Origin of the sequence: Dyella japonica DSM 16301 (assembly GCF_001010355.1) — a bacterium.
GTDB classification, from domain to species: Bacteria; Pseudomonadota; Gammaproteobacteria; order Xanthomonadales; family Rhodanobacteraceae; genus Dyella; species Dyella japonica.
Genome location: NZ_JPLA01000026.1, coordinates 21,980 through 44,659, shown reverse-complemented (window position 1 = coordinate 44,659; position 22,680 = coordinate 21,980). Strand labels below are relative to the sequence as shown.

Annotated in this window: 23 protein-coding genes and 1 tRNA gene; 14 read left to right on the top strand and 10 right to left on the bottom strand. The window is 65.1% G+C overall.

What is annotated here, in order from left to right; genetic code table 11:
- Positions 1-141 precede the first annotated feature (141 nt).
- Positions 142-1,155: an isocitrate dehydrogenase gene (locus tag Y882_RS10415; RefSeq protein ID WP_046971848.1), complete on the top strand. Its 1,014-nt coding sequence runs from the start codon at positions 142-144 to the stop codon at positions 1,153-1,155.
- 114 nt (positions 1,156-1,269) lie between these two features.
- Entirely contained in the window at positions 1,270-2,361 is a 1,092-nt protein-coding gene (locus Y882_RS10410) for an acyltransferase family protein (protein WP_046971847.1), read from the top strand.
- Between the two features lie 56 nt (positions 2,362-2,417).
- Here the strand turns inward: Y882_RS10410 and Y882_RS10405 are convergent, their stop codons facing one another.
- From Y882_RS10405 to Y882_RS10375, 7 genes are all read right to left on the bottom strand, one after another.
- The gene (locus Y882_RS10405; protein ID WP_046971846.1) at positions 2,418-2,882 is read right to left on the bottom strand and encodes a carboxymuconolactone decarboxylase family protein; all 465 of its coding nucleotides are present in this window, start codon (positions 2,880-2,882) and stop codon (positions 2,418-2,420) included.
- Between the two features lie 34 nt (positions 2,883-2,916).
- Complete coding sequence (gene sigJ, locus Y882_RS10400; protein ID WP_046971845.1) at positions 2,917-3,816, bottom strand: RNA polymerase sigma factor SigJ; 900 nt, start codon at positions 3,814-3,816, stop codon at positions 2,917-2,919.
- A gap of 58 nt (positions 3,817-3,874) precedes the next feature.
- On the bottom strand, positions 3,875-4,819 hold the full coding sequence (locus Y882_RS10395; RefSeq protein ID WP_046971844.1) for an aspartyl/asparaginyl beta-hydroxylase domain-containing protein: 945 nt from the start codon (positions 4,817-4,819) through the stop codon (positions 3,875-3,877).
- Between the two features lie 94 nt (positions 4,820-4,913).
- Positions 4,914-5,699 (bottom strand): bifunctional hydroxymethylpyrimidine kinase/phosphomethylpyrimidine kinase, encoded by a 786-nt coding sequence (gene thiD / locus Y882_RS10390; RefSeq protein WP_046971843.1) that lies wholly within the window; start codon positions 5,697-5,699, stop codon positions 4,914-4,916.
- 195 nt (positions 5,700-5,894) lie between these two features.
- Positions 5,895-7,274: a PhoH family protein gene (locus Y882_RS10385; protein ID WP_046971842.1), complete on the bottom strand. Its 1,380-nt coding sequence runs from the start codon at positions 7,272-7,274 to the stop codon at positions 5,895-5,897.
- A 148-nt stretch (positions 7,275-7,422) separates the two neighbouring features.
- On the bottom strand, positions 7,423-7,884 hold the full coding sequence (locus tag Y882_RS10380) for a peroxiredoxin (RefSeq protein WP_046971841.1): 462 nt from the start codon (positions 7,882-7,884) through the stop codon (positions 7,423-7,425).
- A 278-nt stretch (positions 7,885-8,162) separates the two neighbouring features.
- Positions 8,163-8,792, bottom strand: a complete 630-nt coding sequence (locus Y882_RS10375) for a glycine cleavage system transcriptional repressor (protein ID WP_425479443.1) — start codon at positions 8,790-8,792, stop codon at positions 8,163-8,165.
- 107 nt (positions 8,793-8,899) lie between these two features.
- Between Y882_RS10375 and Y882_RS10370 the strand changes: the two genes are divergently transcribed.
- The 3 genes from Y882_RS10370 to Y882_RS10360 all read left to right on the top strand — a co-directional run bounded on the left by Y882_RS10370 (position 8,900) and on the right by Y882_RS10360 (position 11,080).
- The gene (locus Y882_RS10370; RefSeq protein WP_156171404.1) at positions 8,900-9,406 is read left to right on the top strand and encodes a hypothetical protein; all 507 of its coding nucleotides are present in this window, start codon (positions 8,900-8,902) and stop codon (positions 9,404-9,406) included.
- A 148-nt stretch (positions 9,407-9,554) separates the two neighbouring features.
- Positions 9,555-10,448, top strand: a complete 894-nt coding sequence (gene dapA / locus Y882_RS10365) for a 4-hydroxy-tetrahydrodipicolinate synthase (RefSeq protein ID WP_046971838.1) — start codon at positions 9,555-9,557, stop codon at positions 10,446-10,448.
- Positions 10,449-10,486: 38 nt separating this feature from the next.
- Positions 10,487-11,080: a hypothetical protein gene (locus tag Y882_RS10360; RefSeq protein WP_046971837.1), complete on the top strand. Its 594-nt coding sequence runs from the start codon at positions 10,487-10,489 to the stop codon at positions 11,078-11,080.
- A gap of 102 nt (positions 11,081-11,182) precedes the next feature.
- On the opposite strand, the gene fdxA is transcribed toward Y882_RS10360, so the two are convergent.
- Both fdxA and Y882_RS10350 read right to left on the bottom strand, forming a co-directional pair.
- Positions 11,183-11,506, bottom strand: coding sequence for a ferredoxin FdxA (fdxA, locus tag Y882_RS10355; protein ID WP_046971836.1), 324 nt, complete (start codon positions 11,504-11,506; stop codon positions 11,183-11,185).
- A 50-nt stretch (positions 11,507-11,556) separates the two neighbouring features.
- Positions 11,557-11,632, bottom strand: a tRNA-Glu gene (locus Y882_RS10350).
- 185 nt (positions 11,633-11,817) lie between these two features.
- Here Y882_RS10350 and pcnB point away from each other — a divergent pair.
- From pcnB to pgi, 6 genes are all read left to right on the top strand, one after another.
- Positions 11,818-13,176, top strand: a complete 1,359-nt coding sequence (gene pcnB / locus Y882_RS10345) for a polynucleotide adenylyltransferase PcnB (RefSeq protein ID WP_046971926.1) — start codon at positions 11,818-11,820, stop codon at positions 13,174-13,176.
- Positions 13,173-13,655, top strand: coding sequence for a 2-amino-4-hydroxy-6-hydroxymethyldihydropteridine diphosphokinase (folK, locus tag Y882_RS10340; protein ID WP_046971835.1), 483 nt, complete (start codon positions 13,173-13,175; stop codon positions 13,653-13,655). Before pcnB ends, folK begins: the two co-directional genes overlap by 4 nt.
- Positions 13,656-13,711: 56 nt before the next feature.
- A complete protein-coding gene (gene panB, locus Y882_RS10335) occupies positions 13,712-14,542 on the top strand; it encodes a 3-methyl-2-oxobutanoate hydroxymethyltransferase (RefSeq protein WP_046971834.1) in 831 nt (276 codons plus the stop codon).
- Between the two features lie 19 nt (positions 14,543-14,561).
- A complete protein-coding gene (gene panC, locus Y882_RS10330; protein ID WP_046971833.1) occupies positions 14,562-15,407 on the top strand; it encodes a pantoate--beta-alanine ligase in 846 nt (281 codons plus the stop codon).
- 102 nt (positions 15,408-15,509) lie between these two features.
- Positions 15,510-15,896, top strand: coding sequence for an aspartate 1-decarboxylase (panD, locus tag Y882_RS10325; RefSeq protein ID WP_046971832.1), 387 nt, complete (start codon positions 15,510-15,512; stop codon positions 15,894-15,896).
- Positions 15,897-16,006: 110 nt separating this feature from the next.
- Complete coding sequence (gene pgi, locus Y882_RS10320; RefSeq protein ID WP_046971831.1) at positions 16,007-17,647, top strand: glucose-6-phosphate isomerase; 1,641 nt, start codon at positions 16,007-16,009, stop codon at positions 17,645-17,647.
- Between the two features lie 101 nt (positions 17,648-17,748).
- On the opposite strand, the gene queG is transcribed toward pgi, so the two are convergent.
- Positions 17,749-18,819 (bottom strand): tRNA epoxyqueuosine(34) reductase QueG, encoded by a 1,071-nt coding sequence (gene queG, locus Y882_RS10315; protein WP_046971830.1) that lies wholly within the window; start codon positions 18,817-18,819, stop codon positions 17,749-17,751.
- 59 nt (positions 18,820-18,878) lie between these two features.
- Here queG and Y882_RS10310 point away from each other — a divergent pair, with 59 nt between their 5' ends.
- The 3 genes from Y882_RS10310 to Y882_RS10300 all read left to right on the top strand — a co-directional run bounded on the left by Y882_RS10310 (position 18,879) and on the right by Y882_RS10300 (position 22,652).
- Positions 18,879-20,363, top strand: coding sequence for an NAD(P)H-hydrate dehydratase (locus tag Y882_RS10310; RefSeq protein WP_046971829.1), 1,485 nt, complete (start codon positions 18,879-18,881; stop codon positions 20,361-20,363).
- The gene (gene tsaE, locus Y882_RS10305; protein ID WP_046971828.1) at positions 20,360-20,818 is read left to right on the top strand and encodes a tRNA (adenosine(37)-N6)-threonylcarbamoyltransferase complex ATPase subunit type 1 TsaE; all 459 of its coding nucleotides are present in this window, start codon (positions 20,360-20,362) and stop codon (positions 20,816-20,818) included. Before Y882_RS10310 ends, tsaE begins: the two co-directional genes overlap by 4 nt.
- 190 nt (positions 20,819-21,008) lie before the next feature.
- The gene (locus Y882_RS10300; protein WP_046971827.1) at positions 21,009-22,652 is read left to right on the top strand and encodes an N-acetylmuramoyl-L-alanine amidase; all 1,644 of its coding nucleotides are present in this window, start codon (positions 21,009-21,011) and stop codon (positions 22,650-22,652) included.
- The last annotated feature ends 28 nt before the right edge of the window (positions 22,653-22,680 follow it).

Sequence of the window (22,680 nt, the reverse complement as noted above, 5' to 3'; positions counted from 1 at the left end):
TGCTGCGTACGAGGATTTGCAACGGCGGCCAGGGCTTGTGCTCTGGCCGCTTGGCGACGCATCGGGGATAATCGACGGGTTTTATAGCCCTGTCGTACCCCGCCACAGGGTTGCTCGATTCATATCCCAAGGAGTGTCCCCATGAGCAAGACCATTGCCGTGATTCCGGGCGACGGTATCGGCCCCGAGATCATGAACGCCACGTTGCGCGTGCTCGACGCCCTGGACTGCGGCCTGTCCTACGAGTTCGTCGATGCCGGCATGGTCGCGCTGGAAAAGAGCGGCGACCTGCTGCCGCAGCCGACGCTCGACGCCATCGCCAAGCACAAGGTGGCCCTGAAGGGCCCGCTGACCACTCCGGTGGGCGGCGGCTTCACCTCGATCAACGTCACCCTGCGCCGCCATTTCGACCTGTACGCCAACGTGCGACCGGCGATCAGCTTCCCGGGCACCAAGGCGCGCTTCGACAACATCGACATCATCACGGTGCGCGAGAACACCGAAGGTGCGTACCTGTCCGAAGGCCAGTCGATTTCCGAAGACGGCGAAACCGCCATCTCGATGATCCGCAACACGCGCAAGGGCTCCAGCCGCATCGTGCGCTACGCCTTCGAACTGGCCGTGAAGAAGGGCCGCAAGAAGGTCACGGCCGTGCACAAGGCAAACATCATCAAGACCGCCTCGGGCCTGTTCCTCAACGTGGCGCGCGAAATCGCCAAGGAATACCCGCAGATCGAGTTCAACGAGATGATCGTGGACAACGCCTGCATGCAGCTGGTGATGAAGCCCGAGCAGTTCGACGTGATCGTCACCACCAACCTGTTCGGCGACATCCTCTCGGATTTGTGCGCCGGCCTGGTGGGCGGCCTGGGCCTGGCCCCGGGCGACAACATCGGCACCGAAGCGGCGATTTTCGAAGCCGTGCACGGTTCGGCACCGGACATCGCCGGCAAGGGCATCGCCAATCCGTGCGCGCTGCTGCTCGCCGCGGCCGACATGCTCGATCACCTGGGCATGGTCGAGAAGGGCGACAAGGTGCGCAACGCCATCCGCGACACCATGACCAACGACCGCGACAGCGTGACGCCGGACATCGGCGGCAAGGGCACCACGTCGAGCTTCGGCGACGCCATCGTCAAGCGCGTCAAGGCGTAAGCATCGGGGCCGCCAAGGCCCTCGCGGCTCGCCGTATCACCGGCGTTTTCGTACCATCAGGCGCATCTCACCCAGGGGTGCGTCTGAAGGCGGACGCCTTGATGGCTCGAGCTGATGTCGCAAGGGGAAATCGTGCTGCGTACAAGGACGTTGGCGGAAGCGCTGGAGCAGGGGCAGGACAACTTCCTGCTGCTGCGTTTTCTTGCCGCGAGCCTGGTGATCTACGGTCACGGCCCCGCCATCAGCGGCGGCCTGGGGTGGCCCGATCTGTTCCTCTGGCTCGGCTGGGGCACGTACTCCGGTGACCTGGCGGTCGACGTGTTCTTTGTCACCAGCGGATACATGATTGCGGGAAGCTATTTGCGCCGCCGCGATCCGTTCCAATTCCTGTGGGCGCGCGTGCTGCGCATTTATCCCGCCTACGTTTTCTGCCTGCTGGCGTCGGCATTCGTGCTCGGACCGCTGGTGACCTCGCTGAGCGTGTCCAGCTATTTGGCCGACCACGGCACCGTCCACTACGTGACCAAGAATCTGGCCCTTGGCAAAGGGCTGGCGTGGTATCTGCCAGGAGTGTTCAAGGACAATCCCTTGCCCGGATTCGTCAATGGCTCGATCTGGACGCTGCCTGCCGAAGTGCGCATGTACTTGTGGGTGTTGATCGCCGGTCTGCTGGGTTTGCTTGCGCGGCCTCGATGGTGCAACGTACTGCTGGCCGCCTTGTTGGTCTGCGGCATGCTGGCACCGGATCGTTTGCCGCTGGTTCCGCTGGAATCGTTCTTGCGTCTGGCCGGCTATTTCGCGGTCGGCGTCTTCTGCTACGTGAACCGACAATGGTTGCGCATCAGCTGGTGGTGGGTGATCGGTCTGGCGATCTTGGCGGTCCTAGTGCGCCAGACGATGCTCTATCCGTTTGCCATGGGGCTGGCCCTGAGCGCGTTCGTCTTCGCCTTTGCCTATCTCACGCCCTGGCGCAGCTTCAACCGTCTTGGTGACTACTCGTACGGCATTTATCTCTGGGGATTCCCCATGCAGCAGCTGGTTGCCAGCCATGCAACCGGCTGGGGCCTCGCATGGAATGCCTTGCTAGCCTGGCCGCTCGCCTGTGCGATGGCCGTGCTGTCATGGCATCTGATCGAGAAGCCGGCGTTGGCGCTGAAGAGGTGGCCAGCGCGCTGGCGTCTTCGTTGGATGGCGCGCCAGGCGTAGTTGTTCGATCTGGCACCAGAAAGAGCGGGAAGGCTTCCCGCTCCCTGGGCTGGAGATCAGGCTGCCTGTTTCGCCGCCGGCTTGTAGCTGCCAGCCGGCGTCTGGAACGACACGTTGATGCGGTTCCAGGTGTTGATCAGGCCCACCAGCAGGGTGAGGCTCAGCAGTTCTTCTTCGCTGAAGGAGGCACGGGCGCGGTCGTAGACGGCATCGGAGACGCCATGCTCGCCCAGGCGAGTGACCGCTTCGGCCCATTCGAAGGCCGCGCATTCGCGCTCGCTGTAGAACGACGCTTCGCGCCAGCCAGCCAGAACATACAGACGCTGCTCGGTCTCGCCGGCGGCGCGCGCGTCCTTGCTGTGCATATCCATGCAATAGGCGCAGCCGTTGATCTGCGACACGCGCATCAACACCAGCTCCACCAGCGGGGCTTCCAGGCCGCATTCATGCATCGCGGCACTGAAGTCGAGCAGCGGCTTGAGGGCTTTGGGGTACTTCATAAACGAAAGACGCTTGGACATGACGGGTTCCTTGGCACGCGGCCACCGTGGCCGCTTATGACAAAGACGTACCAGCCAGGGGATTCGTGACAGCTTCCAATCGAGCGAGTTTTTCCGGGTTGCGCAGCGAGTGGATGCTGGTGATGCGCTCGCCGTCCGTTTCGATCCACGCGACCGTCGAGAGCTTCGTGTTAACCCAGGTTAGCAACGCCGGCGCGCCGTTGAGCCACTGCAGTCGATGCACGATCGCATAGTCGCGATAGCGCTCGGCGATGATGGTGTACAGCCGCACGACGCGATCGGCGCCATGCAGCGGCCGCAGCGTGGCCCGGGCCTTGCCGCCGCCATCGGCCAGGTGGACGGCATCTTCGGCAAACAGCGCATGCAGGGATTCGACGCTGGCGCTTTCCAGCGCGTCGCGGAACTTCTCCAGCAGGCGACGCTGCACATCGGGCGCATGAGTGAAGCGCGGACGGCCTTCGCGCAGACGCTGGCGGGCGCGATGGACGCGCTGGCGGCAGGCGTCTTCGCCGATCTGCAGCATCTGCGCGGTCTCGCCGTGGCTGTAGTCGAACACCTGGACCAGCAGGAAGGCGGCGCGTTCTTCCGGACTGAGGCGTTCGAGCAGGGCGAGGAAGGACAGGCTAAGGCTTTCGGTACGCTCCAGTTCCGCTTCCGGCTGCTGCGTCTGGTCCACCAGTGGCTCCGGCAGCCAGGGGCCGGTGTAGTGCTGGCGTTCGGTCTTGGCGCGGCGCAGGCGGTCCAGCGCCAGCCGGGTGGTCACGGTGACCAGCCAGGCCTCGGCGTCATCCAGGGCGGTGGTGTCCTGCTGGTGCCAGCGCAGCCAGGCGTCGTGCAGCACGTCCTCGGCATCGGCCTGGGTGCCGAGCATGCGGTAGGCCAGGCCCAGCAGGCGCGGGCGGTGGTGCTGGAAGGTGGTGGTGGCGAGGTCCATGACGTTCTCCAACAGGAAGACACTTCAAGGACGCGCGGGTCTCACGATGCGTGACCGCTCAGCGGAAGAACGGCCACGGCGCCAGGAAGATGATCCAGATCAGCACCAGCATGCCGATGTATTTGGCCGTGCGGAACAGCTTGGGATGCTTCTTCTTGAAGGCACGGTTGCGGTCGCGGCTGCGCTGGTTGAGCGCGAACATGCGATTGACGAAGCCGGTTTTTTCTTCCGGCGATTCGGTATTGGGGGACGCGGTGATCTTGCCCATGAAGGCACCCACGCGATGATTGATGGCATTCATGAAGCGCGTACGCAGCGGACGTTCGACGTCGGCGAACAGGATCACGCGCGTCTGGTCGGTGCGGTTCTCGGCCCAGTGCACATAGGTTTCGTCGAACACCACGTCCTTGCCGTCGCCCCAGCTGTGCATCTCGCCATCGACAAAGATGCGGCAGTCTTCCGAATTGGGTGTGATCAGGCCCAGGTGATAGCGCAGCGAGCCGGCAAACGGATCGCGATGCGGATTGAGCTTGCTGCCGGGCGGAAGCAGGGCAAACATCGCCGCCTTCACGCTGGGAATGGCATTGAGCAAGGCCACTGTCTTGGGGCACAGCGTCTCGGCCGAGGCCAGCGGCTCGCCGTACCACTTCAGGTAAAAGCGCTTCCAGCCTTGCTTGAAGAAACTGTTGAAGCTCGCGTCGTTGTTCTTTTCCGCCGCGCGGATAAAGCCCTCGTCGAACAGGTGCAGCGCTTCCTCGCGGATGGCCTGCCAATTGGCTTGCAACAAATCGAGCTGGGGAAAGCCGCGGCGATCGAGGATGGGCGTGGCCGGCACCGCCGAGAACGCGTACATCAGCAGGTTGTAGGGCGCGAACACCGCTGAGTGATCCACCAACTGGCGATCGAAACGCAGCCTGGCGCGGCCGCGCAGATGCACCAGCAGCACGCACAGGGCAAACAGTGCGAACAGGATCAACAGCACAAGGCGCGGGGCAAGGATCATGGACGAGTCATGGCGGCAAGCGGAAGCGGCCATTCTACTCCCTGAGGGAGGGTCCGCCCGGACGCCGATTCAGCCACTGTGCGGATTGGCCGCGTCAATGGCCGAGTACGTGAACCTCGCAGCCGCCCGGGCGATAACTGCGTTCAAGCGCGCGCTGCACGTACGCCACGGCGCGGCGCACGGCTGAGCGCGGCGCGTGGCCCTTGGCAAGTTCCGCCGCGATGGCCGAGGCCAGCGTGCAGCCGGTGCCATGGCCTTCGATCGGGAGCCGCCGGTGCCGCAGCTCCATCACGCCGCTGTCGTCGTAGAAACGGTCGATCACCTGGCGTTCGTCGGAATGGCCGCCTTTGAGCAGCACGGCGCGTGCGCCGAGCTTGAGCAGGGCCTTGCCGGCGCGATCGAAATCCTGCGCCTTGCGCAATTTTTTCCCGAGCAGGGCTTCTGCCTCGGGCAGGTTGGGCGTGAGCACGTCGGCCAGCGGAATGAGCTCTTCCACCATCGCCTCGACGGCATCCTCGTCGAGCAGTCTCGCGCCGCTGGTGGAAATCATCACCGGGTCGACCACCAGCCATGAGGGTTTGCGTGCACGCATCTCCTTGGCCACCAGCCTGGTCACCGAGGCGCTGCCCAGCATGCCGGTCTTCACGGCAGCGATGGGGAAGTCGTCGAATACGGCGTCGAGCTGGCTGCGGATGTGTTTCAACGGAACCGTGTGCACCGCCGTCACGCCCTGCGTGTTCTGCGAGGTGATCGCCGCGATCACTGAGAGGCCGTGGACCTCACGAGCATGAAAGGTCTTCAGATCGGCCTGAATGCCGGCGCCACCGCCGGAGTCGGAGCCGGCGATGGTGAGGGCGATGGGTGGGGCGGTGTGGGGCATGGTGTCTACGGGCGGCTAATGGTGGTGTCTTCGAATTCTGGAGCGCGCCCAATGACGAGCGTGTCGAAGGATTTGTGGGAGCGCACCCTGTGCGCGACAAACCTACGGAGCGGTGACGCCCCGCGTGCCGTCGCGCACAGGGTGCGCTCCCACAGGAAAGTTGCTCCGATGGTCGTCGGAGCAACTCAGGTTCTCTTACAACGCCTCCGACGCAAAATCCGCCAGCCTCGAGCGCTCACCGCGACGCAAGGTGATATGCGCCGAATGCTCCCAGTGCTTGAAGCGGTCCACCGCGTACGTAAGGCCGGACGTGGTCTCCGTGAGGTAGGGCGTGTCGATCTGCTCGACATTGCCCAGGCAGACGATCTTGGTACCCGGACCTGCACGCGTGATCAGCGTCTTCATCTGCTTGGGCGTGAGGTTCTGCGCCTCGTCGATGATCAGATAACGCGAGAGGAAGGTGCGGCCGCGCATGAAGTTGAGCGAGCGGATCTTGATGCGCGAGGCGAGCAGGTCGTTGGTGGCCTGGCGTCCCCAGCTGCCGCCTTCCTCCGGATTGGCGAGCACTTCGAGGTTGTCGGTGAGCGCGCCCATCCACGGCGTCATCTTTTCTTCCTCCGTGCCGGGCAGGAAGCCGATGTCTTCGCCCACCGACACGGTGGCACGCGTCATGATGATCTCGCGATAGCGCTGCTGGTCCATCACCTGCGCCAGGCCGGCGGCAAGCGCGAGCAAGGTCTTGCCGGTACCGGCCGTGCCGAGCAGGGTGACGAAATCGACGTCCGGATCCATCAGCACGTTGAGCGCGAAATTCTGCTCGCGGTTGCGCGCTGCGATGCCCCATACGGCGTGATTGGCGTGGCTGTGATCATCCAGCAGCACCAGCGTGGCCTTGACGTCGTCCACGTGCAGCACGCGCAGTTCCACGCTGTTGTCGCCGGGCAGGAACAGGCACTGGTTGGGATACCAGTCTTCGTCCTCGCGGCGGTCGAGCTTGTAGAAGGTGCGTCCGCGTTCGTTCCACGATTGCACTTCGGGGTGCTTGTCCCAGAAGTCTTCGCCCAGCTCGGTGGAGCCGGTATAGAGCAGCGCAAAGTCGTCCAGCGCGCGGTCGTTTTCATAGTCTTCCGCATCGATGCCGTAGATCTTGGCCTTGATGCGCAGGTTGATGTCCTTGCTGACCAGCACCACCGAACGCTCGGGATTCTGGTCGCGCAGTTCGATCACCGCCGACAGGATCAGGTTGTCTGCCTTGCCGTGGCCGTTGGTGGTGCGCTGCTGGAAATACAGCCTGCCCACCGCGCCGCCGCGTTTGAGATTGACTCCCTCGGGGTTGGACAACTCCAGGCCGTTGCTAATGCCATGGCCGTTGCCGCGAACGATCAGTTCATTGAGAAAGCGGCTGACCTGACGACCGTTGCGCGAAACCTCGGAGGCGCCCTTTTTCTTTTCGTCCAGTTCCTCCAACACCGTCATGGGGATGAAGACATCGTGCTCTTCGAAGCGGAACAGCGACGTCGGATCGTGCAGCAACACATTGGTGTCGAGAGCGTAGATGCGCTTGCTTCCGGTCATACGGAAGAAACCTCTTGAGCGTGCGAGGTGGAAGAACCGCGGCATGCGGCTTGCCGCGGGGAGTCGGCCAAGGGGCCGGGATGCCATGCACGATAAGGAGTCGTCCCGGCGGGACGGGCAGCGGCATGGCGAAAGAGGCGATCGCGGGTCACTGGGCGGGAATGGCGTCGAGCACGGCCTGGGCGTGCCCTGGGACTTTCACGTTGCGCCATTCCTGGGCCAGCCTGCCTTCGGGATCGATCAGGAAGCTACTTCGTACGACACCCATGTGACGTTTTCCATACAGCACCTTCTCGTGGATCACGTCGAAGGCGCTGCACCAGGTCTCGTCGGGGTCGGAAACCAGCGGAAACGGCAGCTCCTGCTTGGCGGCGAAATTGGCGTGGGATTTCACCGAATCACGCGAGACGCCGATGATCTGCGCGTGGCGCTTCTTGAACTTCGGGTAGAGGTCGCGGAAGTCCTTGGCCTCGTTGGTGCAACCGGGCGTGCTGTCCTTCGGGTAGAAGTACACCACCACCCACTGGCCCTTCAGGCTGTCGAGCTTCAGTTCGCTGCCATCGCCGGTGAGGCCTTTGAGTTTGGGGACTTTCTTGCCAACTTCGGGCATGGGTTCTCCTGCGAAGCCGTGGCCGGCTCCGGCTGGGTGTGTTTGAACATGGGGAACGGGGCAGCGGAGGAGGGTGCCAGGACGGTCAGCGCGCGCCCTGCGATTGGTGCGATGGAACCCGCCTGCTGCATGCATGCCACTCCGGTGCTGCCCTTGGGATCAGAGACTAGCGCTTGCCGTATGACGAATGACAGTCCTTGCGGCAGGCCGCCTCAAAGAGCATGCTCAAGGACCCGGCGAGGGCGCCCGATTCCGGTTTTCCGCGCGACATCCGCGGCTCAGAATTTCACCGGATCCATGATGGCGTCCAGATTGAGGCCATCGCAGAACTCCAGGAAATCATCGCGCAGCGCGGCAATATGCGTGGCCGCCGGAATGCCGATGGTGATCTGCGCCTGGAACATGTCCGCACCCGTCTGCATTGCCTGGTAGCGCAGTGAGCTCAGCTGCTCGATGACGATGTCGCGGCGGTCGAAGAAATCGATGATCTTGACCAGGATGCCCGGGCGATCGGCCGAGATCACCTCGATGAGATACGGCAGCAGGTGCGAGTGATGCTCGCGCGGGCCGGTGCGATAGAACGACAGCCGCAAGTCTTCGTCGCGGGCCGTCTTGGCCAGCGCGGTCTCGAGCTTGGCCACGGCATCCCACGCGCCGGTGGCGAGCAGGGTCAGCGAGGTATCGGCGCCGATCGCCGACACTCGCGCATCGGCCAGGTTGCAGCCTGCTTCGGCAATACGCTTGGCCAGCGTCAGCAAGGGCGCGCTTGTGGAAGGAGTCAGGGTCTGGATCAGCAGCTGGTTGTCGCTGCCGGTGCGCGCGGAAGAACGATTCAAGGAGTCCACCTGTGGCGGCCCGTCACGGCGCGGGTCAAGAGCAAGTTGGTCGAGCTTACTTGCGCCCGCCAAGCCGCCGCAAGTAAAGCCGGCGCGCGGCTTTGACTGGGCCGTGAGACGGCGCGTAGCATCGCCCGCTGGCAGCAATTCTTACGGACTGCGAAACCTGGGGGAGCATCATGAAATTGGGGCAAAAGTGGTTGGTGGTGGCGGTCATGGCGGCCGTGGCGCCGATGGCTACGGTGTCGGCGAAGCAGCCGCCCCCGCCTGACGTCAAAGCCGATACGAGGGAATCGTTCGCTCCCGTGGCCGACCACGTGCGTGAACAGATGCAGGCAGGCGGGCGGTTTGAGTTCGTCAATGCCCAGGAGCGCGACACCGTTGCCAAGGATCTTGGCGACATGCAGTCGCTGTTTGACCGGTTCACCAAGGTGGATGCCATGGACGACAAGTCCAAGATCCAGCTTTACAACGACCAGTCCGAGGTCAACGCGATCCTTACCCGCCGCGATGGCGACAAGGAAGTGTGCGTGCACGAACAACCTACCGGGTCTCATCTGCCCAAGACCACCTGTCGCAAGTACAGCGACATGGAGCGCGATCGCGCGGCCACCATGCAGATGAAGGACGAGATGTTGCATACCACCATTCCCAAGCCGCTGCTGATCGGCCCGAACGCCCATTGAGGACGATTTGGCCGGTGGCGTCCGTTTCGGGGCTTCCGTGGGTGAAATCCGGCGCGGGCTGGCGCGGCAAGGCCAGCACGGGGTTGCGTATTGGCTGAACAGGCTTTTCCGGTAACATGCCGGGTTTGAGTTTCAGCCGGAGCCGGTCTTGAACATTCGCGGAAGCATCTGTGCGCTGGTCACGCCGTTCGCGGCGGACGGGGCGCTTGATCTTGCGGCTTTTGGCAGGCTGCTGGACTACCAGATCGACGGCGGGACCGAAGGCGTGGTCGTGGCCGGCTCCACCGGCGAGGCCCATATGCTCGAGCACGACGAATACGAGCGCCTGCTCGCGTTCGCCGTGGAGCGGGTGGCGGGCCGCATGGCCGTGCTGGCGGGTACCGGCGAGGCGGGTACGGCCAAGACCGTGGCGCTCACCCGCCGCGCGAAAGCGCTGGGTGCCGATGCGGCCCTGGTGGTGGCGCCGTATTACGTGCGCCCCACCCAGGAAGGCCTGCGTCGCCATTTCCTCGAAGTGGCGGAGCATGGCGGCCTGCCGGTGGTGCTGTACAACGTGCCGGCGCGCACGGGTTGCGACCTGCTGCCGGCCACGGTGGCTGAACTGCGCGGCCATCCGGCCATCGTGGGCCTGAAGGAAGCACTGGGCACCGATGAAAGGATTCGCGCCATTGCGGAACTTGCGCGGCCGGATTTCGTCTATCTGTCCGGTGACGACGGCACGGCCTGCAAGGCGATGCTCGCCGGCGCGGCGGGGACGATCTCGGTGGTAGCCAACCTGGTGCCTCGTGCGTTTCGCATGTTGTGCGATGCCGCCACGGCGGGCGACCGGGCCGAAGCACAGCGTTGCGACGCGGTGCTGGCGCCGCTGGTTTCGGCGCTCAATTGCGCGCCGAACCCGATTGCGGTGAAGGCCGGGCTGCCGCCGCTGGGCTTGGGGTTGGCGGCGCCACGCCTGCCTTTGGTTGAATTGGAGGATGGTCCGGACCGCGCGCGACTTCGCGAAGCGCTGGCGGGTCTGGCATCCTTGGCGAATGCGGCCTGACATTTCGGGCAACTGATACTCCTACGGAATCTGCTTACATGAAGAAATCCCCGCTTGTCGTGGCCCTGCCGGTACTGGCCCTGTCTGCCTTGCTGCTCTCCGGCTGCGGCATGTTCCGTTCGCAGAAGGCCTGGGAGACGGCCAAACAGGAGTCGCCGCTGGAGATTCCGCCGGGCCTGGATACGCCGTCCACCAATGCTGCCCTGGTCATTCCGGAAGCGGGCGCCAACAACCCGACCTCCAACGGCGCGACCGCGCGCGTGGGCAACAGCAACGGCCAGATCGCCGACGGCTTTGTGCTGAACGACAACCTCGACAACACCTATCGCCGCGTGGGCCAGGCCCTGGAGAACGGCGATATCGGCCAGGTGGTGGGCCACGACGATGACACGCACAGCTACACGCTGAGCGTGGTGGCGTCGGACGAGCCGACCCAGAAGAAGGGCTTCTTCAGCAGCATGTTCAACGGCAAGTCCAAGCAGTCGGCCGACGCCCCGGGCGCCAAGCCGCGCCAGGTGCTGCTGACCGTGAGCACCAGCGGCGAAAAGGCCAGCGAAGTGCGCGCGCAGGGCGATGCCGCGGCCGTGGCCAAGGTGATCGATACGCTCAAGGGTCGCATGGGCGGCGGTTGATCCGTTGCCTCCTGGCCCATAAAAACGCCGCCTCGAGGGCGGCGTTTTTTTATGCCTGAACCGGTGCGCCTTGCAGGCTGGTGCGGCGTTCCGGGGCAGGGCTCAGCGTTCGAGCAGGTCGAGCTTGTTGGGCTTGTTTTCCCAGTCCTTGGCGTCGGCCAGGCCGTCCTTGCGCTCGGTGATCACTGGCCAGCTCTTGGCCAGCTCCGCGTTCAGCGCGGTGAAGCTTTCCTGCCCGGCGGGCACGTCGTCTTCGGGATAGATCGCGTTGATCGGGCACTCCGGCTCGCACAAGGTGCAGTCGATGCACTCGTCCGGATCGATCACGAGGAAGTTGGGACCTTCGTGGAAGGCGTCGACCGGGCAAACTTCGACGCAGTCGGTGTATTTGCACTTGATGCAGTTGTCGGTGACGACAAAAGTCATACGCTCTCGTGCCTGTCTTGAATGAGCCGGGGCCCGTGCCAGGCCGGAAGTGGCGCTCCCTACGAGGTTCGAACTCGTGTTCCCGCCTTGAGAGGGCGGTGTCCTAGGCCACTAGACGAAGGGAGCGAAATGCACCGGAGCGCGCTAGTATAGCGGAATTGCTTCGCCCGGCAATGCCCTCAGGGGCTCAGGGACCGACCGGGCGGACGGCTACCGGCCCTATGGGGCATGGTGGAATGTGGAGGCGGCGGAACGATGTGCCGCATTGATCGCTTTGAATGGCGCTTGACGCCTGCAAGGATCCAGACCGCTTGAATCACGACGCAAGGACCAACGCCACGCCTGCATTGCGCATCATTCCGCGCGAGCAGCACGTGATTTCGCGCAAGAACATCAGCAAGGCAGCGCTGCGCGTGCTCTATCGCCTCAATGAGGCCGGCTACCAGGCCTATCTGGTGGGAGGCGCCGTACGCGACCTGCTGCTGGGCGGGCATCCCAAGGACTTCGACGTGGCCACCAATGCCACGCCTGACGAGGTCAAGAAGCTCTTTCGCAATTCGCGCCTGATCGGTCGCCGCTTCCGCCTGGCCCACGTGGTGTACGGGCCGGAAATCATCGAAGTGGCCACCTTCCGTGGTACCGGCGAGGAAGAAGGCGAGGGCGATCGCCACATCGTCGACGGCCGCATCGTGCGCGACAACGTGTGGGGCTCGATCGAAGAGGATGCGATCCGGCGCGACTTCCGCGTCAATGCGCTCTACTACGACATCAGCGATTTCTCCGTGCGCGACTACGTCGGCGGCATGCAGGACGTGCAGGACCGCGTGCTGCACCTGATCGGCGATCCGGAAACGCGCTACCGCGAAGATCCGGTGCGCATGCTGCGCGCGGTGCGTCTCGCGGCCAAGCTCAATTTCCGCATCGATGCGGCGGCCGCAGCGCCGTTCGACGAACTCGGGCCGCTGCTGGCCGACGCGGCGCCGGCCCGGTTGTTCGACGAGTCGCTCAAGCTGTTCCTGTCCGGTCACGGCCTGAAGAGCTTCCACATGCTCGAGCAGACCGGCCTGCTGAAGTTCATGTTCCCGGCCACGGCACGCGCGCTCAAGCGCGGCGACAAGGCGCTGCGTGCGCTGATCGAGCAGGGCCTGGCCAATACCGATGCGCGCGTGGCCGAAGGCAAGTCGGTGACGCCGGCCTTCCTGTTCGCCGTGCTGCTGTGGGGCGAAGTGCGCGATCTGGCGCATACCTGGATCACCAAAGGCATGGAGCCGGTGGCCGCATGGGAACGCGCTGCCACGCACGTGATCGGCGAGCAGTGCCAGCGCGTGGCGATACCGCGCCGTTTCACGCTGACCATGGAAGAAATCTGGGGCATGCAGCCGCGGTTCGAGCAGGTGCAGCGCAAGCGCGTGTTCCGCCTGATGACGCATCCGCGTTTCCGTGCCGCGTTCGACTTCCTGTTGCTGCGTGCAGCGGAATCGCCCGCGGTGCGTGAGCTCGGTGCATGGTGGCAGCATGCGCAGCAGCTGCCGCACGAAACGCTGGCGGCCGCGTTGTCGGGCACCGCATCCGGTCCCGCAGGCGAAAGTGCTGCACCGGCCGCGAAGCCACGCAAGCGCCGCCGTCGCAAGCCAAGCTCGAAAGCGGGCAACAAGTCGGATCCCGCGTGACGCTTGCGTACATTGCGTTGGGCAGCAATCTCGGCGACGCGCAGGCACAGGTGCTGGGCGCGTTCGCAGCGTTGGATGCACTCCCGCAAACCCGCTTGCTTGCCCGCTCGCCGCTGTATCTGACGCCGCCCTGGGGTGTGCTCGAGCAGCCGCCTTTCATCAATGCGGTGGCGCAGATCGATACCGCGCTCACGCCGCACGAGCTGCTCGACGCCTTGCTGAAGGTGGAGCGCGCGGCCGGTCGGGTGCGCGACGGCGAGCGCTGGGGCCCGCGCACGCTCGATCTCGATGTGTTGCATATGGATGGCGTCGCGCTGTCGGACGACCGTTTGACCCTGCCTCATCCGCGCATGGCCGAGCGCGCCTTCGTGCTGTTGCCGCTGAACGACCTGGCGCCGGCGCTGGCCTTGCCGGGCCAGGGCAAGGTGGCGGACCTACTGGCCGCCATGGATACCACCGGTTGCGAGCGTCTGCCTTGAGCCCTTCACGCCCCACGCGGGATAATCCGCGCCTGCCTCTGTCCTAGGGAATTGTCGTGTACTCGCAAAAAGCGAATGCCCCCACGCGCAAGCCGGTCACCGTGCCGTCGCTGCGCGCGATGAAGGAAGCAGGCCAACGCATCGTGATGCTCACCTGTTACGACGCGAGTTTCGCGGCGCAACTGGAAATGGCCGGCGTCGACGTGGCGCTGGTGGGCGACTCGCTGGGCATGGTGATCCAGGGACACAAGAGCACGCTGCCGGTGACGCTGGACCACATGGTCTATCACACCAGCATCGTGTCGCGCGGACTGAACGCGACGCTGCTTATCGCCGACTTCCCGTTCATGGCCGACCGCGATGTCGCCCATGCCTTGGAGGCCGGCGCGCAGCTGGTCGGCGAAGGCGGCGCCTCGATGGTGAAGATCGAGGGCGCCTCGCCGCATATCCTCGAAGTGATCACTGCCCTGGTCGAGCGCGCCATTCCCGTGTGCGCCCACCTGGGCCTGACGCCGCAATCGGTGCACAAGTTCGGCGGCTTCCGCATCCAGGGCCGTGCGCAGGACGCCGCCGACCGTCTGGTCGAAGACGCCAAGGCGGTGGAAGCGGCCGGTGCCGACCTGGTCGTGCTGGAAGGCATTCCCACCGTGCTGGGCGAGCGCATCACGCGGGCCGTGTCCATTCCCACCATCGGCATCGGCGCCGGTCCGCATTGCGACGGGCAGGTGCTGGTGATCCACGACATGCTGGCGGTGACGCCCGGCAAGCGACCCAAGTTCAGCAAGGATTTCCTCGCAGGACGCGACTCTGTGGCTGCGGCGATCGCGGCCTATGCCGAGGATGTGCGCAGTGGCGCCTTCCCGGCACCGGAACATTGCTTCGACTGAGGCAGCAGAGCTCAAAGACATGCAGACTGTGCAAGATGCCGCGGCGCTCCGCGCCACCATCCGTGGCTGGCGCGGCCAGGGCCTCACGGTGGGCTTCGTGCCCACCATGGGGAACCTGCACGCCGGCCACCATTCGTTGATCAAGCTGGCCCGCGCCCGCGCCGATCGGGTGGTGGCGAGCGTGTTCGTCAATCCCACCCAGTTCGGTCCCAACGAAGACTTCGAGCGTTATCCACGCACCCTGGTGCAGGATCAGGTAGGGCTGGCCGAACAGGACTGCGACCTGCTGTTCGCGCCGGACGTGTCCATCCTTTATCCGTTCGGTGCGGCCAACAGCGTGAGCATTCATGTGCCGCAGCTCACCGAGACGCTGGAGGGCGCCCATCGTCCCGGCCATTTCGATGGCGTGGCCACGGTAGTGTGCAAGCTGTTCAACCTGGTGCAGCCGGACCTGGCAGTGTTTGGCCAGAAGGATTTCCAGCAGCTCAAGGTGATCGAGCGGATGGTCCGCGATCTCTCCCTGCCGGTGATGATCATGGCGGCGCCGACGCTGCGCGCCGACGACGGCCTTGCCCTGAGCTCGCGCAACCAGTACCTCTCGGCGCAAGACCGCGCCCTGGCGCCGCAGATCTACGCCACCCTGCAGCAGATGCGCGATCTCATCGCCAAGGGGCATGCCTGGTCGGTGGTGGAGCAGGCGGCGGCCTCCAAGCTTGCCCGGGCGGGCTTTGAGCCTGATTACTGCGCCATCCGGCGTTCCGAGGACCTGGCCGAGCCGGTCGACGGCGAGACGGAAGGCCTGGTGGCGCTGATCGCCGCCCGCCTGGGTTCGACCCGCCTGATCGACAACTTGCCTTTCGACTGAGCGACCCCATCAAGGGCCTGCCGGGACCCCATGTTGCGACGCGGCGCGTCTCGGCGGGATAATAGTGGGCTACGCGGGCTATTCCTGCCGGAAACTGAAGTCATGAACCTGAACATGCTCAAGGCCAAGATCCACCGTGCGACGGTGACCCATGCCGAGCTCCATTACGAAGGCTCCATCGCCATCGACGGCCTGTTGCTCGATGCCTCCGGCATTCGCGAGTACGAGCAGATCCATGCGTGGAACATCAACAACGGCAAGCGCTTCGTCACCTACGCCCTGCGTGCGGAAGAAGGCTCCGGCATCATCTCGGTGAACGGCAGCGCCGCTCATCGCGCGCAGCCGGGCGACCTGGTCATCATTGCCGCGTTCTGCCAGCTGTCCGAAGCCGAGCTCGAGCAGTTCCAGCCGACCCTGGTGTACGTGGACGCCAACAACGCCATCTCGCACACCAATCGCTCGATCCCCAAGCAGATGGCCGCTGCCTGATGCCTTGCCCCGCCCTCGGGCGGGGTGCTGGGTGCGCTGCAACAATCTGGTGGCGCAGGCGGCGGAAAGCTGCGTAAGATCGACGTCTCTGTTGGCTGAGCGTAGATCCTATGTCGTCCGAGCGCCGTCCGTCTTTTCTCGCAGCACATGTTGACCGTCTCGCAGGCACGCACCTGCGGGAATTGCTGAAGGACGCCACGCGCGGCAAGCGCCTGCGACATCGCCTCGGGCCGATCCTGCTCGACCTGAGCCGCCAGAAGCTCGACCAGGCCGCGCTCGATGCGCTGGGCGCGCACGTCGAAGCCAGTGGCTGGCAGGCGGCGCGCGATGCGATGTTCTCCGGCCAGCCCATCAATACCTCCGAAGGCCGTGCGGTGCTGCATACCGCGCTGCGCGCTGGCGGCTCGCAATTGCCGTCGCCCGCACCGCGCGACGCGCTCAAGGAAATCGACGCCACCCTCAAGCGCATCGATGCGCTGGTCAAGGCCGTGGAGCTCGGCGACGCCAGCGCCTACGGCGTGGCGCCCGGCATCACCGATATCGTCAATATTGGCATCGGCGGCTCGGACCTCGGGCCGCGCCTGGCTGCCCGCGCGCTCGCACCGTATCACGTGCCGGGGCTGCGCAGCCATTTCCTCACCAATGTGGATGGCCAGTCTGCCTACGAGCTGATGCATCAGCTCGATCCGAAGCGCACGCTGGTGATCGTGGTGTCCAAGACCTTCACCACGCAGGAAACGCTGCTCAATGGCAACGTGATGCGCGAGTGGATCAGCCGCGCCTACGATGGCGACCAGGCGGCCGTGTCGCGCCACTTCCTGGCCGTGAGCGCCAATGTCGCCGAGGCGGAAAAGTGGGGCATCCCGGCGGCGCAGGTTTATCCGATGTGGGATTTCGTCGGCGGCCGTTTCTCGCTGTGGTCCGCCGTCGGTCTGTCGCTCGCACTGGCCATCGGTTCGTACAACTTCCATGAGCTGCTCCGGGGCGCGGCGCTGGTGGACGATCATTTCCGCAGCGCGGTCTGGTCGGAAAACCTGCCGGTGCTGCTGAGCCTGGTGGAATACTGGAACCGCGACGTTCAAGGCCGCGGCAGTCGTGCGGTCATCCCGTACGCGGACCTGCTGACAGATCTCACCTCCTATCTCCAGCAGCTGGAAATGGAGAGCCTGGGCAAGCAGGTCACCAAGCAAGGCCAGCCGGTGGCGCAGCCGACTTCGGCGGTGGTATGGGGCAGCGTGGGCACGAATGCGCAACACGCGTATTTCCAGTCGTTGCACCAGGGCACCGACGTGGTGCCGCTGGAATTCATCGGCGTGGTGAAGCCCGCGCACGATCTCATCGCCAACCACGAAGCGCTGTTGTCGAACCTGCTGGCGCAGGCGGCCGCGCTGGCGCTGGGCAAGACCTTCGACGAAGCGCTCGCCGAAGCGAAGTCGGGCACCGACGAAGAGCGCCGCGTGCTGGCCGCGCAGCGCACCTTCCCGGGCGATCGACCCAGCACGGTGATGCTGCTGGATGCGCTCACGCCGGAAAGCCTCGGCGCGCTTATCGCGCTCTACGAACACAAGGTGTTCATGCTTGGGCACCTGTGGGGCGTTAACGCGTTCGACCAGTGGGGCGTGGAGTTGGGCAAGTCGATTGCGCGGCAGATTTTGCCGGCGCTGGATGCGAGTGGGGCCAAGAGCGTCGCTGGCCTGGATGCGTCCACGCAGGCTTTGATTGAAGAAATCCAGGCGCGCCGCAAGGTCTAAAAAGAGTACAAACTGTGGGAGCGCACCCTGTGCGCGACGGGCCTCGCGAGGCGTCCGTTGCGCACAGGTTGCGCTCCCACAGGTTAAGCAATTTGTGTACGTCAGGCGGGATGTTTGGCCAGCGCCCACGCCACATGCTCGCGCACGATCTCCGACGGATGATCGCTGCGCGCAAGCAGCGCCTTGCGCACTTCATCCGAATGCGGCGCATTGCCCAACGCCACTGCGATATTGCGCAACCAACCTTCGTAACCCGTGCGACGGATCGCCATCCCTTCCGTGCGCTGCAGAAATTCCTGCTCGCTCCAGCCGAACAACTCCACCAGCTTCGCGCCATCGAGCCGATGGCGTGGTGCAAAATCCGGCTCCGTCGCATCCTGGGCGAACTTGTTCCAGGGGCAGATCAGCTGGCAATCGTCGCAGCCGAAAATGCGGTTGCCGATCGGCTCGCGCAGTTCTTCGGGAATGCTGCCGCGCAACTCGATGGTGAGATACGAAATGCAGCGTCGTGCATCGAGCTTGTACGGCGCGACGATCGCCTGCGTGGGGCAGATATCGATACAGCGGCGGCAGCTGCCGCAGTGCGCGCTGGCGGGTGCATCCACCGGCAGCGGCAGATTGGTGTAGAGCTCGCCGAGGAAAAAATACGAGCCGGCGCTGCGATTGATCAGCACGGTGTGCTTGCCGATCCAGCCCAGTCCCGCGTTTCTGGCCAGTGCTTTTTCGAGCACCGGCGCCGAATCGACGAAGGCGCGATAGCCAAAGTCGCCGATCGCGCCATGGATGCGCTCGGCCAGTTTCTGCAGGCGGTTGCGCATCAGCTTGTGGTAATCGCGGCCCAGCGCATAGCGTGCGACGTAACCGGCGTCGGCATCGTGCAGGACATTCCACGCATTGCGCGTGCCCGGCGGAATGTAATCCATGCGCACGGAAACGACGCGCAGCGTGCCCGGTTCCAGTTCCGCCGGGCGGCTGCGTTTGTCGCCGTGGCGCGCCATGTAATCCATCTCGCCGTGATGGCCATCGTCCAACCAGCGTTTGAGGTGCACCTCGTCCTCGCCCAGCTCGGTGCCGGCGATGCCGCAATCGGCAAAGCCGAGTTCCAGCGCCCAGCGCTTGATGTCGAGCGCTAGCGCAGCGTAGTCGGCGGGTGGGGCGGCAACGGAGGACATGTGCCTATTGTAGGCGGTATGTGCGCTAAGGCCTGCGCCGGCATGCCTATAATTCCCGCATGACTTCACACGCCCATCGTCACGAGCTCTATACCGTCGAACAGGTGCGAGCGCTCGATCGCCGCGCCATCGACGAGCTCGGCATTCCCGGATTTGAACTGATGCAGCGTGCCGCGGCTGCGGCGCTGGTGTGCCTGCGCCAGCACTGGCCGCAGGCGCGGCGCATCGCGGTGTACTGCGGTCCTGGCAACAACGGTGGCGACGGCTTCCTGCTGGCGGCATTGGCGCGCGAGGCCGGCCTGCATGTCGAGGTTTTTGTGCTGGGCGAAAGCCGTGGCGACGACGCTGGTCGTGCGCGACACGAATTCGAGCACGGCGGCGGTACGGTGCACGCGTGGAACGACGCCGTCGAGCTTCCCGCGGTCGATGTGCATGTCGATGCCTTGTACGGCACCGGCCTGCAGCGCGCGCTGGCACCGGAAGCCGCTGCACTGGTCCAGCACATAAAAGCAACCGGTGCGCCGGTATTGGCACTGGACGTGCCCTCGGGCGTCAATGCCGATACCGGCGATGTGCCGAGTGAGGCGGTGCAGGCCAGTGTCACCGTAACGTTTATCGCGCCCAAGCGCGGCCTCTACACGGGGCTGGCGCCGGGCTATGTGGGAACGGTGCAGTGGGAGTCCTTGGGCTTGCCGGAAACGCTATGGCAGGACGCACAGGCGGATGCCGAACTGATGCAGCCATGGACGCTGCCGCCGCGTCCAAGGCAAGCGCACAAGGGCAGCAACGGGCACGTGCTGGCCATTGGCGGCGATCACGGCACGGCCGGTGCCATCCGCCTGTGCGCCGAGGCGGCGCTGCGTGGTGGCGCCGGACTGGTCAGCGTCGCCACGCGCGGCGAACATCTGATCGCACTCAACAGCGCCCGGCCGGAGCTGATGGCACACGACGTGAACGGGCCGCAGGCGTTGGAGGCTTTGCTGCCGCGCGCCAGCGTGCTCGCGGTGGGACCTGGACTGGGGCAGGGCGCGTGGGGGCATGCGTTGTGGTTGACCGCGCTCGATGCCGATCTGCCGTTGGTGCTCGACGCGGATGGCTTGAATCTGCTGGCGCTGGAGCCGCGCGAGTTCTCCCGTCCGGTGGTGATGACGCCGCATCCCGGCGAGGCGGCCCGTTTGCTCGGATGCGATACCCAGGCCATTGCAGCTGACCGCTTTGCGGCTGTTCGCGAACTGGCCACGCGCTATCGCGTCGTGGCCGTGCTGAAGGGCGCAGGCAGCCTGGTGGCCGATCCCAAGGGAGACGTTGCCGTTTGCCCCTGGGGCAATCCGGGCATGGCCAGCGGCGGCATGGGCGATCTGCTGACCGGTATCGTCGCTGCGTTGCTGGCGCAGGGCTGCGACGCCTGGCATGCCGCGACGCTGGGTGTTGCCCTGCATGCTCGCGCGGGCGACGTGGCGGCGCGACATGGCGGTGAGCGTGGTCTGATCGCCACCGACCTGCTGGAGCCGCTGCGCCGGCTGCTCAACGGAATCGACCGATGACGGAATCGAGCTGGAATCTCCCTGACGAAGCCACCACCGCCGCGCTGGCCACCCGCCTGGCCGGTGCGCTCGATGATGGCCTGGTGGTTTACCTGCATGGCGACCTGGGCGCCGGCAAGACCAGCTTTGCCCGTGCGCTGCTGGGTGCCCTGGGCGTGGGCGAGCGCATCAAGAGCCCGACCTACAGTCTGGTCGAGTCCTATCGCGCCAACGGCCGGCCGGCCTGGCATCTGGATCTTTACCGCATCGCCGATCCCGGCGAGCTGGAGTGGCTGGGGCTGGACGCGTTGTCCGATCCCTCGGCTCTGGTGCTGGTGGAATGGCCCGAGCGTGGTGCCGGTGCGTTGCCCGCCCCTGATCTCGTGGTCCACCTCAGTTACGCCGGCACCGGGCGCCATGCCCGCATGGAAGTGCGCACGCCCCGCGGTGCAGCGGTCACCTCGCGCCTGGCCTGAGGCCGCCAAAATCACCTAAGTATCGGTACTTGTTGAGATTTTTCGTCTGGCAGGTATGGCGAAATTCGCCTTCAGTTTGCGTGGCTTGCGGCCGATAGCTGGATGCTGACTGACGAAGCTTACGCAGGTTATGGATATTCAAGGGAAAACCTATTGCAATCCCCGGGCGGGTGGGCTTCAATTCCGCTCCATGAAGGGATATAGGACGCATCCTGCTCTGCTCAGTGCCATGGCCATGCTGGCCGTGGTGCCTTTTTGCGTGGCACGAGCGGCCGATGTGAAGTCCGCCCGCGTCTGGGCAGGCCCCGAATACACCCGCGTGGTGCTCGATGTTTCCGGCCCGGTCACCTACAAGGTCAACCAGGACGGCGACGAGCTGACGGTGGACATCAACGGCAGTTCGGTCGTTGGTGGCTTCAACTACCCGGCTGCCACCGGTCTGTACAAGAGCATGAGTGGCGCCAGGCAGGGCAGCAATGTCCGCCTGACCGCGAAGGTCGATCCCTCAAGCAGCGTCAAAAGCTTCCTGCTCAAGCCGCAGGCGGAGTACGGCTACCGGCTGGTGGTCGACCTTTACCCGGGCAGCGGTTCGGTGGCTAAGGCCTCGTCGCCGGAAAAACGGCCTGTACCGAATATTCCCATCCCGGCTGCCGCCCCATCGGATGACGACGGCGACAGCGCCTCCACCTCGGCTGCCGCAGCGCCCGAAGCGGCACCGCCGCCGGCCGCCATGCCGCCGGCGCCCATGCCCGAATCGCGCAGCTCGACCCGTTCCTCGCTCAAGCCGACCCAGAGCGGCATGGCCTCGACCCGTGCGGCGGCCAGCCTGCTCAATGGCGAGCGCAAGGTGGTGATCGCCATCGATGCCGGCCACGGCGGCGATGACCCGGGCGCCCACGGTCCCGGCGGCACGTTGGAGAAGAACGTCACCCTGGCGGTGGCGCGTCAGCTGGCCGATCAGATCAACCAACAGCCCGGCATGCGTGCCGTGCTCACCCGCAACGCCGACTTCTTCATCCCGCTGGCGCAGCGTTATCAGATCGCGCGCAACAATTCGGCTGACCTGTTCGTTTCGATCCACGCCGACGCCTTCATCAACGGCGATGCCAAGGGTTCGTCCGTATGGGTGCTGTCGCCGCGCGGCAAGACCAGCATGGCGGCCCGCTGGCTGGCCGATGGCCAGAACCGGGCCGACCTGATCGGCGGCGTGACGCTGGACGACAAGAACGATGGCCTGGCCGCCGTGCTGCTCGACCTGCAGCAGGGTTATTCCATGCAGGCGAGCGAGTCGGTGGCGGGCAACGTGCTGAAGGCGCTGGGAAATCTCGGCCCCACCCATCGCGGTTACGTGGAGCGCGCCAACTTCGTGGTGCTGCGCTCGCCGGACGTGCCCTCGATCCTGGTCGAGACCGCCTTCATCAGCAATCCGGACGAGGAGCGCAAGCTGCGCGATCCATCGCACCAGTCGCGCCTCGCTGCGGCGGTGATGACGGGTGTGCGCGGCTATTTCGAAGCCACGCCGCCGCCGGGCAGCTGGTTTGCCGCGCAGGCCTCGCGTCGCAATGGCATGGCCAATGTCGCCAGCTCGCAGGGTGACGATGAGACTGCCGCCAAGGCCACCCGTGCCGTGGCACAGGCGATGGCTTCCACGCCGAGCGCCGGCAGCCGCGCCGATGATGGCGTGCAGGACCTGCATCGCGTTGAGCGGGGCGAGAGCCTGCGCAGCATCGCCAAGCAGTACGGCGTCAGCGTCAACGCGATCAAGAGCGCGAACAAGCTCGACAGCGACAGCTCGGTGCGCGTGGGCATGATGCTGGCCATACCGGCCGGCTGAAACGGCTGCTCAACGAATGACCAACGAC

Excerpts from the sequence above, each read along its gene's own strand:
- Y882_RS10415 (WP_046971848.1), top strand. The coding sequence starts at position 142 with ATGAGCAAGACCATTGCCGTGATTCCGGGCGACGGTATCGGCCCCGAG.
- Y882_RS10410 (WP_046971847.1), top strand. The coding sequence starts at position 1,270 with ATGTCGCAAGGGGAAATCGTGCTGCGTACAAGGACGTTGGCGGAAGCG.
- Y882_RS10405 (WP_046971846.1), bottom strand. The coding sequence starts at position 2,882 with ATGTCCAAGCGTCTTTCGTTTATGAAGTACCCCAAAGCCCTCAAGCCG.
- sigJ (WP_046971845.1), bottom strand. The coding sequence starts at position 3,816 with ATGGACCTCGCCACCACCACCTTCCAGCACCACCGCCCGCGCCTGCTG.
- Y882_RS10395 (WP_046971844.1), bottom strand. The coding sequence starts at position 4,819 with ATGATCCTTGCCCCGCGCCTTGTGCTGTTGATCCTGTTCGCACTGTTT.
- thiD (WP_046971843.1), bottom strand. The coding sequence starts at position 5,699 with ATGCCCCACACCGCCCCACCCATCGCCCTCACCATCGCCGGCTCCGAC.
- Y882_RS10385 (WP_046971842.1), bottom strand. The coding sequence starts at position 7,274 with ATGACCGGAAGCAAGCGCATCTACGCTCTCGACACCAATGTGTTGCTG.
- Y882_RS10380 (WP_046971841.1), bottom strand. The coding sequence starts at position 7,884 with ATGCCCGAAGTTGGCAAGAAAGTCCCCAAACTCAAAGGCCTCACCGGC.
- Y882_RS10370 (WP_156171404.1), top strand. The coding sequence starts at position 8,900 with ATGAAATTGGGGCAAAAGTGGTTGGTGGTGGCGGTCATGGCGGCCGTG.
- Y882_RS10360 (WP_046971837.1), top strand. The coding sequence starts at position 10,487 with ATGAAGAAATCCCCGCTTGTCGTGGCCCTGCCGGTACTGGCCCTGTCT.
- fdxA (WP_046971836.1), bottom strand. The coding sequence starts at position 11,506 with ATGACTTTTGTCGTCACCGACAACTGCATCAAGTGCAAATACACCGAC.
- panC (WP_046971833.1), top strand. The coding sequence starts at position 14,562 with ATGCAGACTGTGCAAGATGCCGCGGCGCTCCGCGCCACCATCCGTGGC.
- panD (WP_046971832.1), top strand. The coding sequence starts at position 15,510 with ATGAACCTGAACATGCTCAAGGCCAAGATCCACCGTGCGACGGTGACC.
- pgi (WP_046971831.1), top strand. The coding sequence starts at position 16,007 with ATGTCGTCCGAGCGCCGTCCGTCTTTTCTCGCAGCACATGTTGACCGT.
- queG (WP_046971830.1), bottom strand. The coding sequence starts at position 18,819 with ATGTCCTCCGTTGCCGCCCCACCCGCCGACTACGCTGCGCTAGCGCTC.
- Y882_RS10310 (WP_046971829.1), top strand. The coding sequence starts at position 18,879 with ATGACTTCACACGCCCATCGTCACGAGCTCTATACCGTCGAACAGGTG.
- tsaE (WP_046971828.1), top strand. The coding sequence starts at position 20,360 with ATGACGGAATCGAGCTGGAATCTCCCTGACGAAGCCACCACCGCCGCG.
- Y882_RS10300 (WP_046971827.1), top strand. The coding sequence starts at position 21,009 with ATGAAGGGATATAGGACGCATCCTGCTCTGCTCAGTGCCATGGCCATG.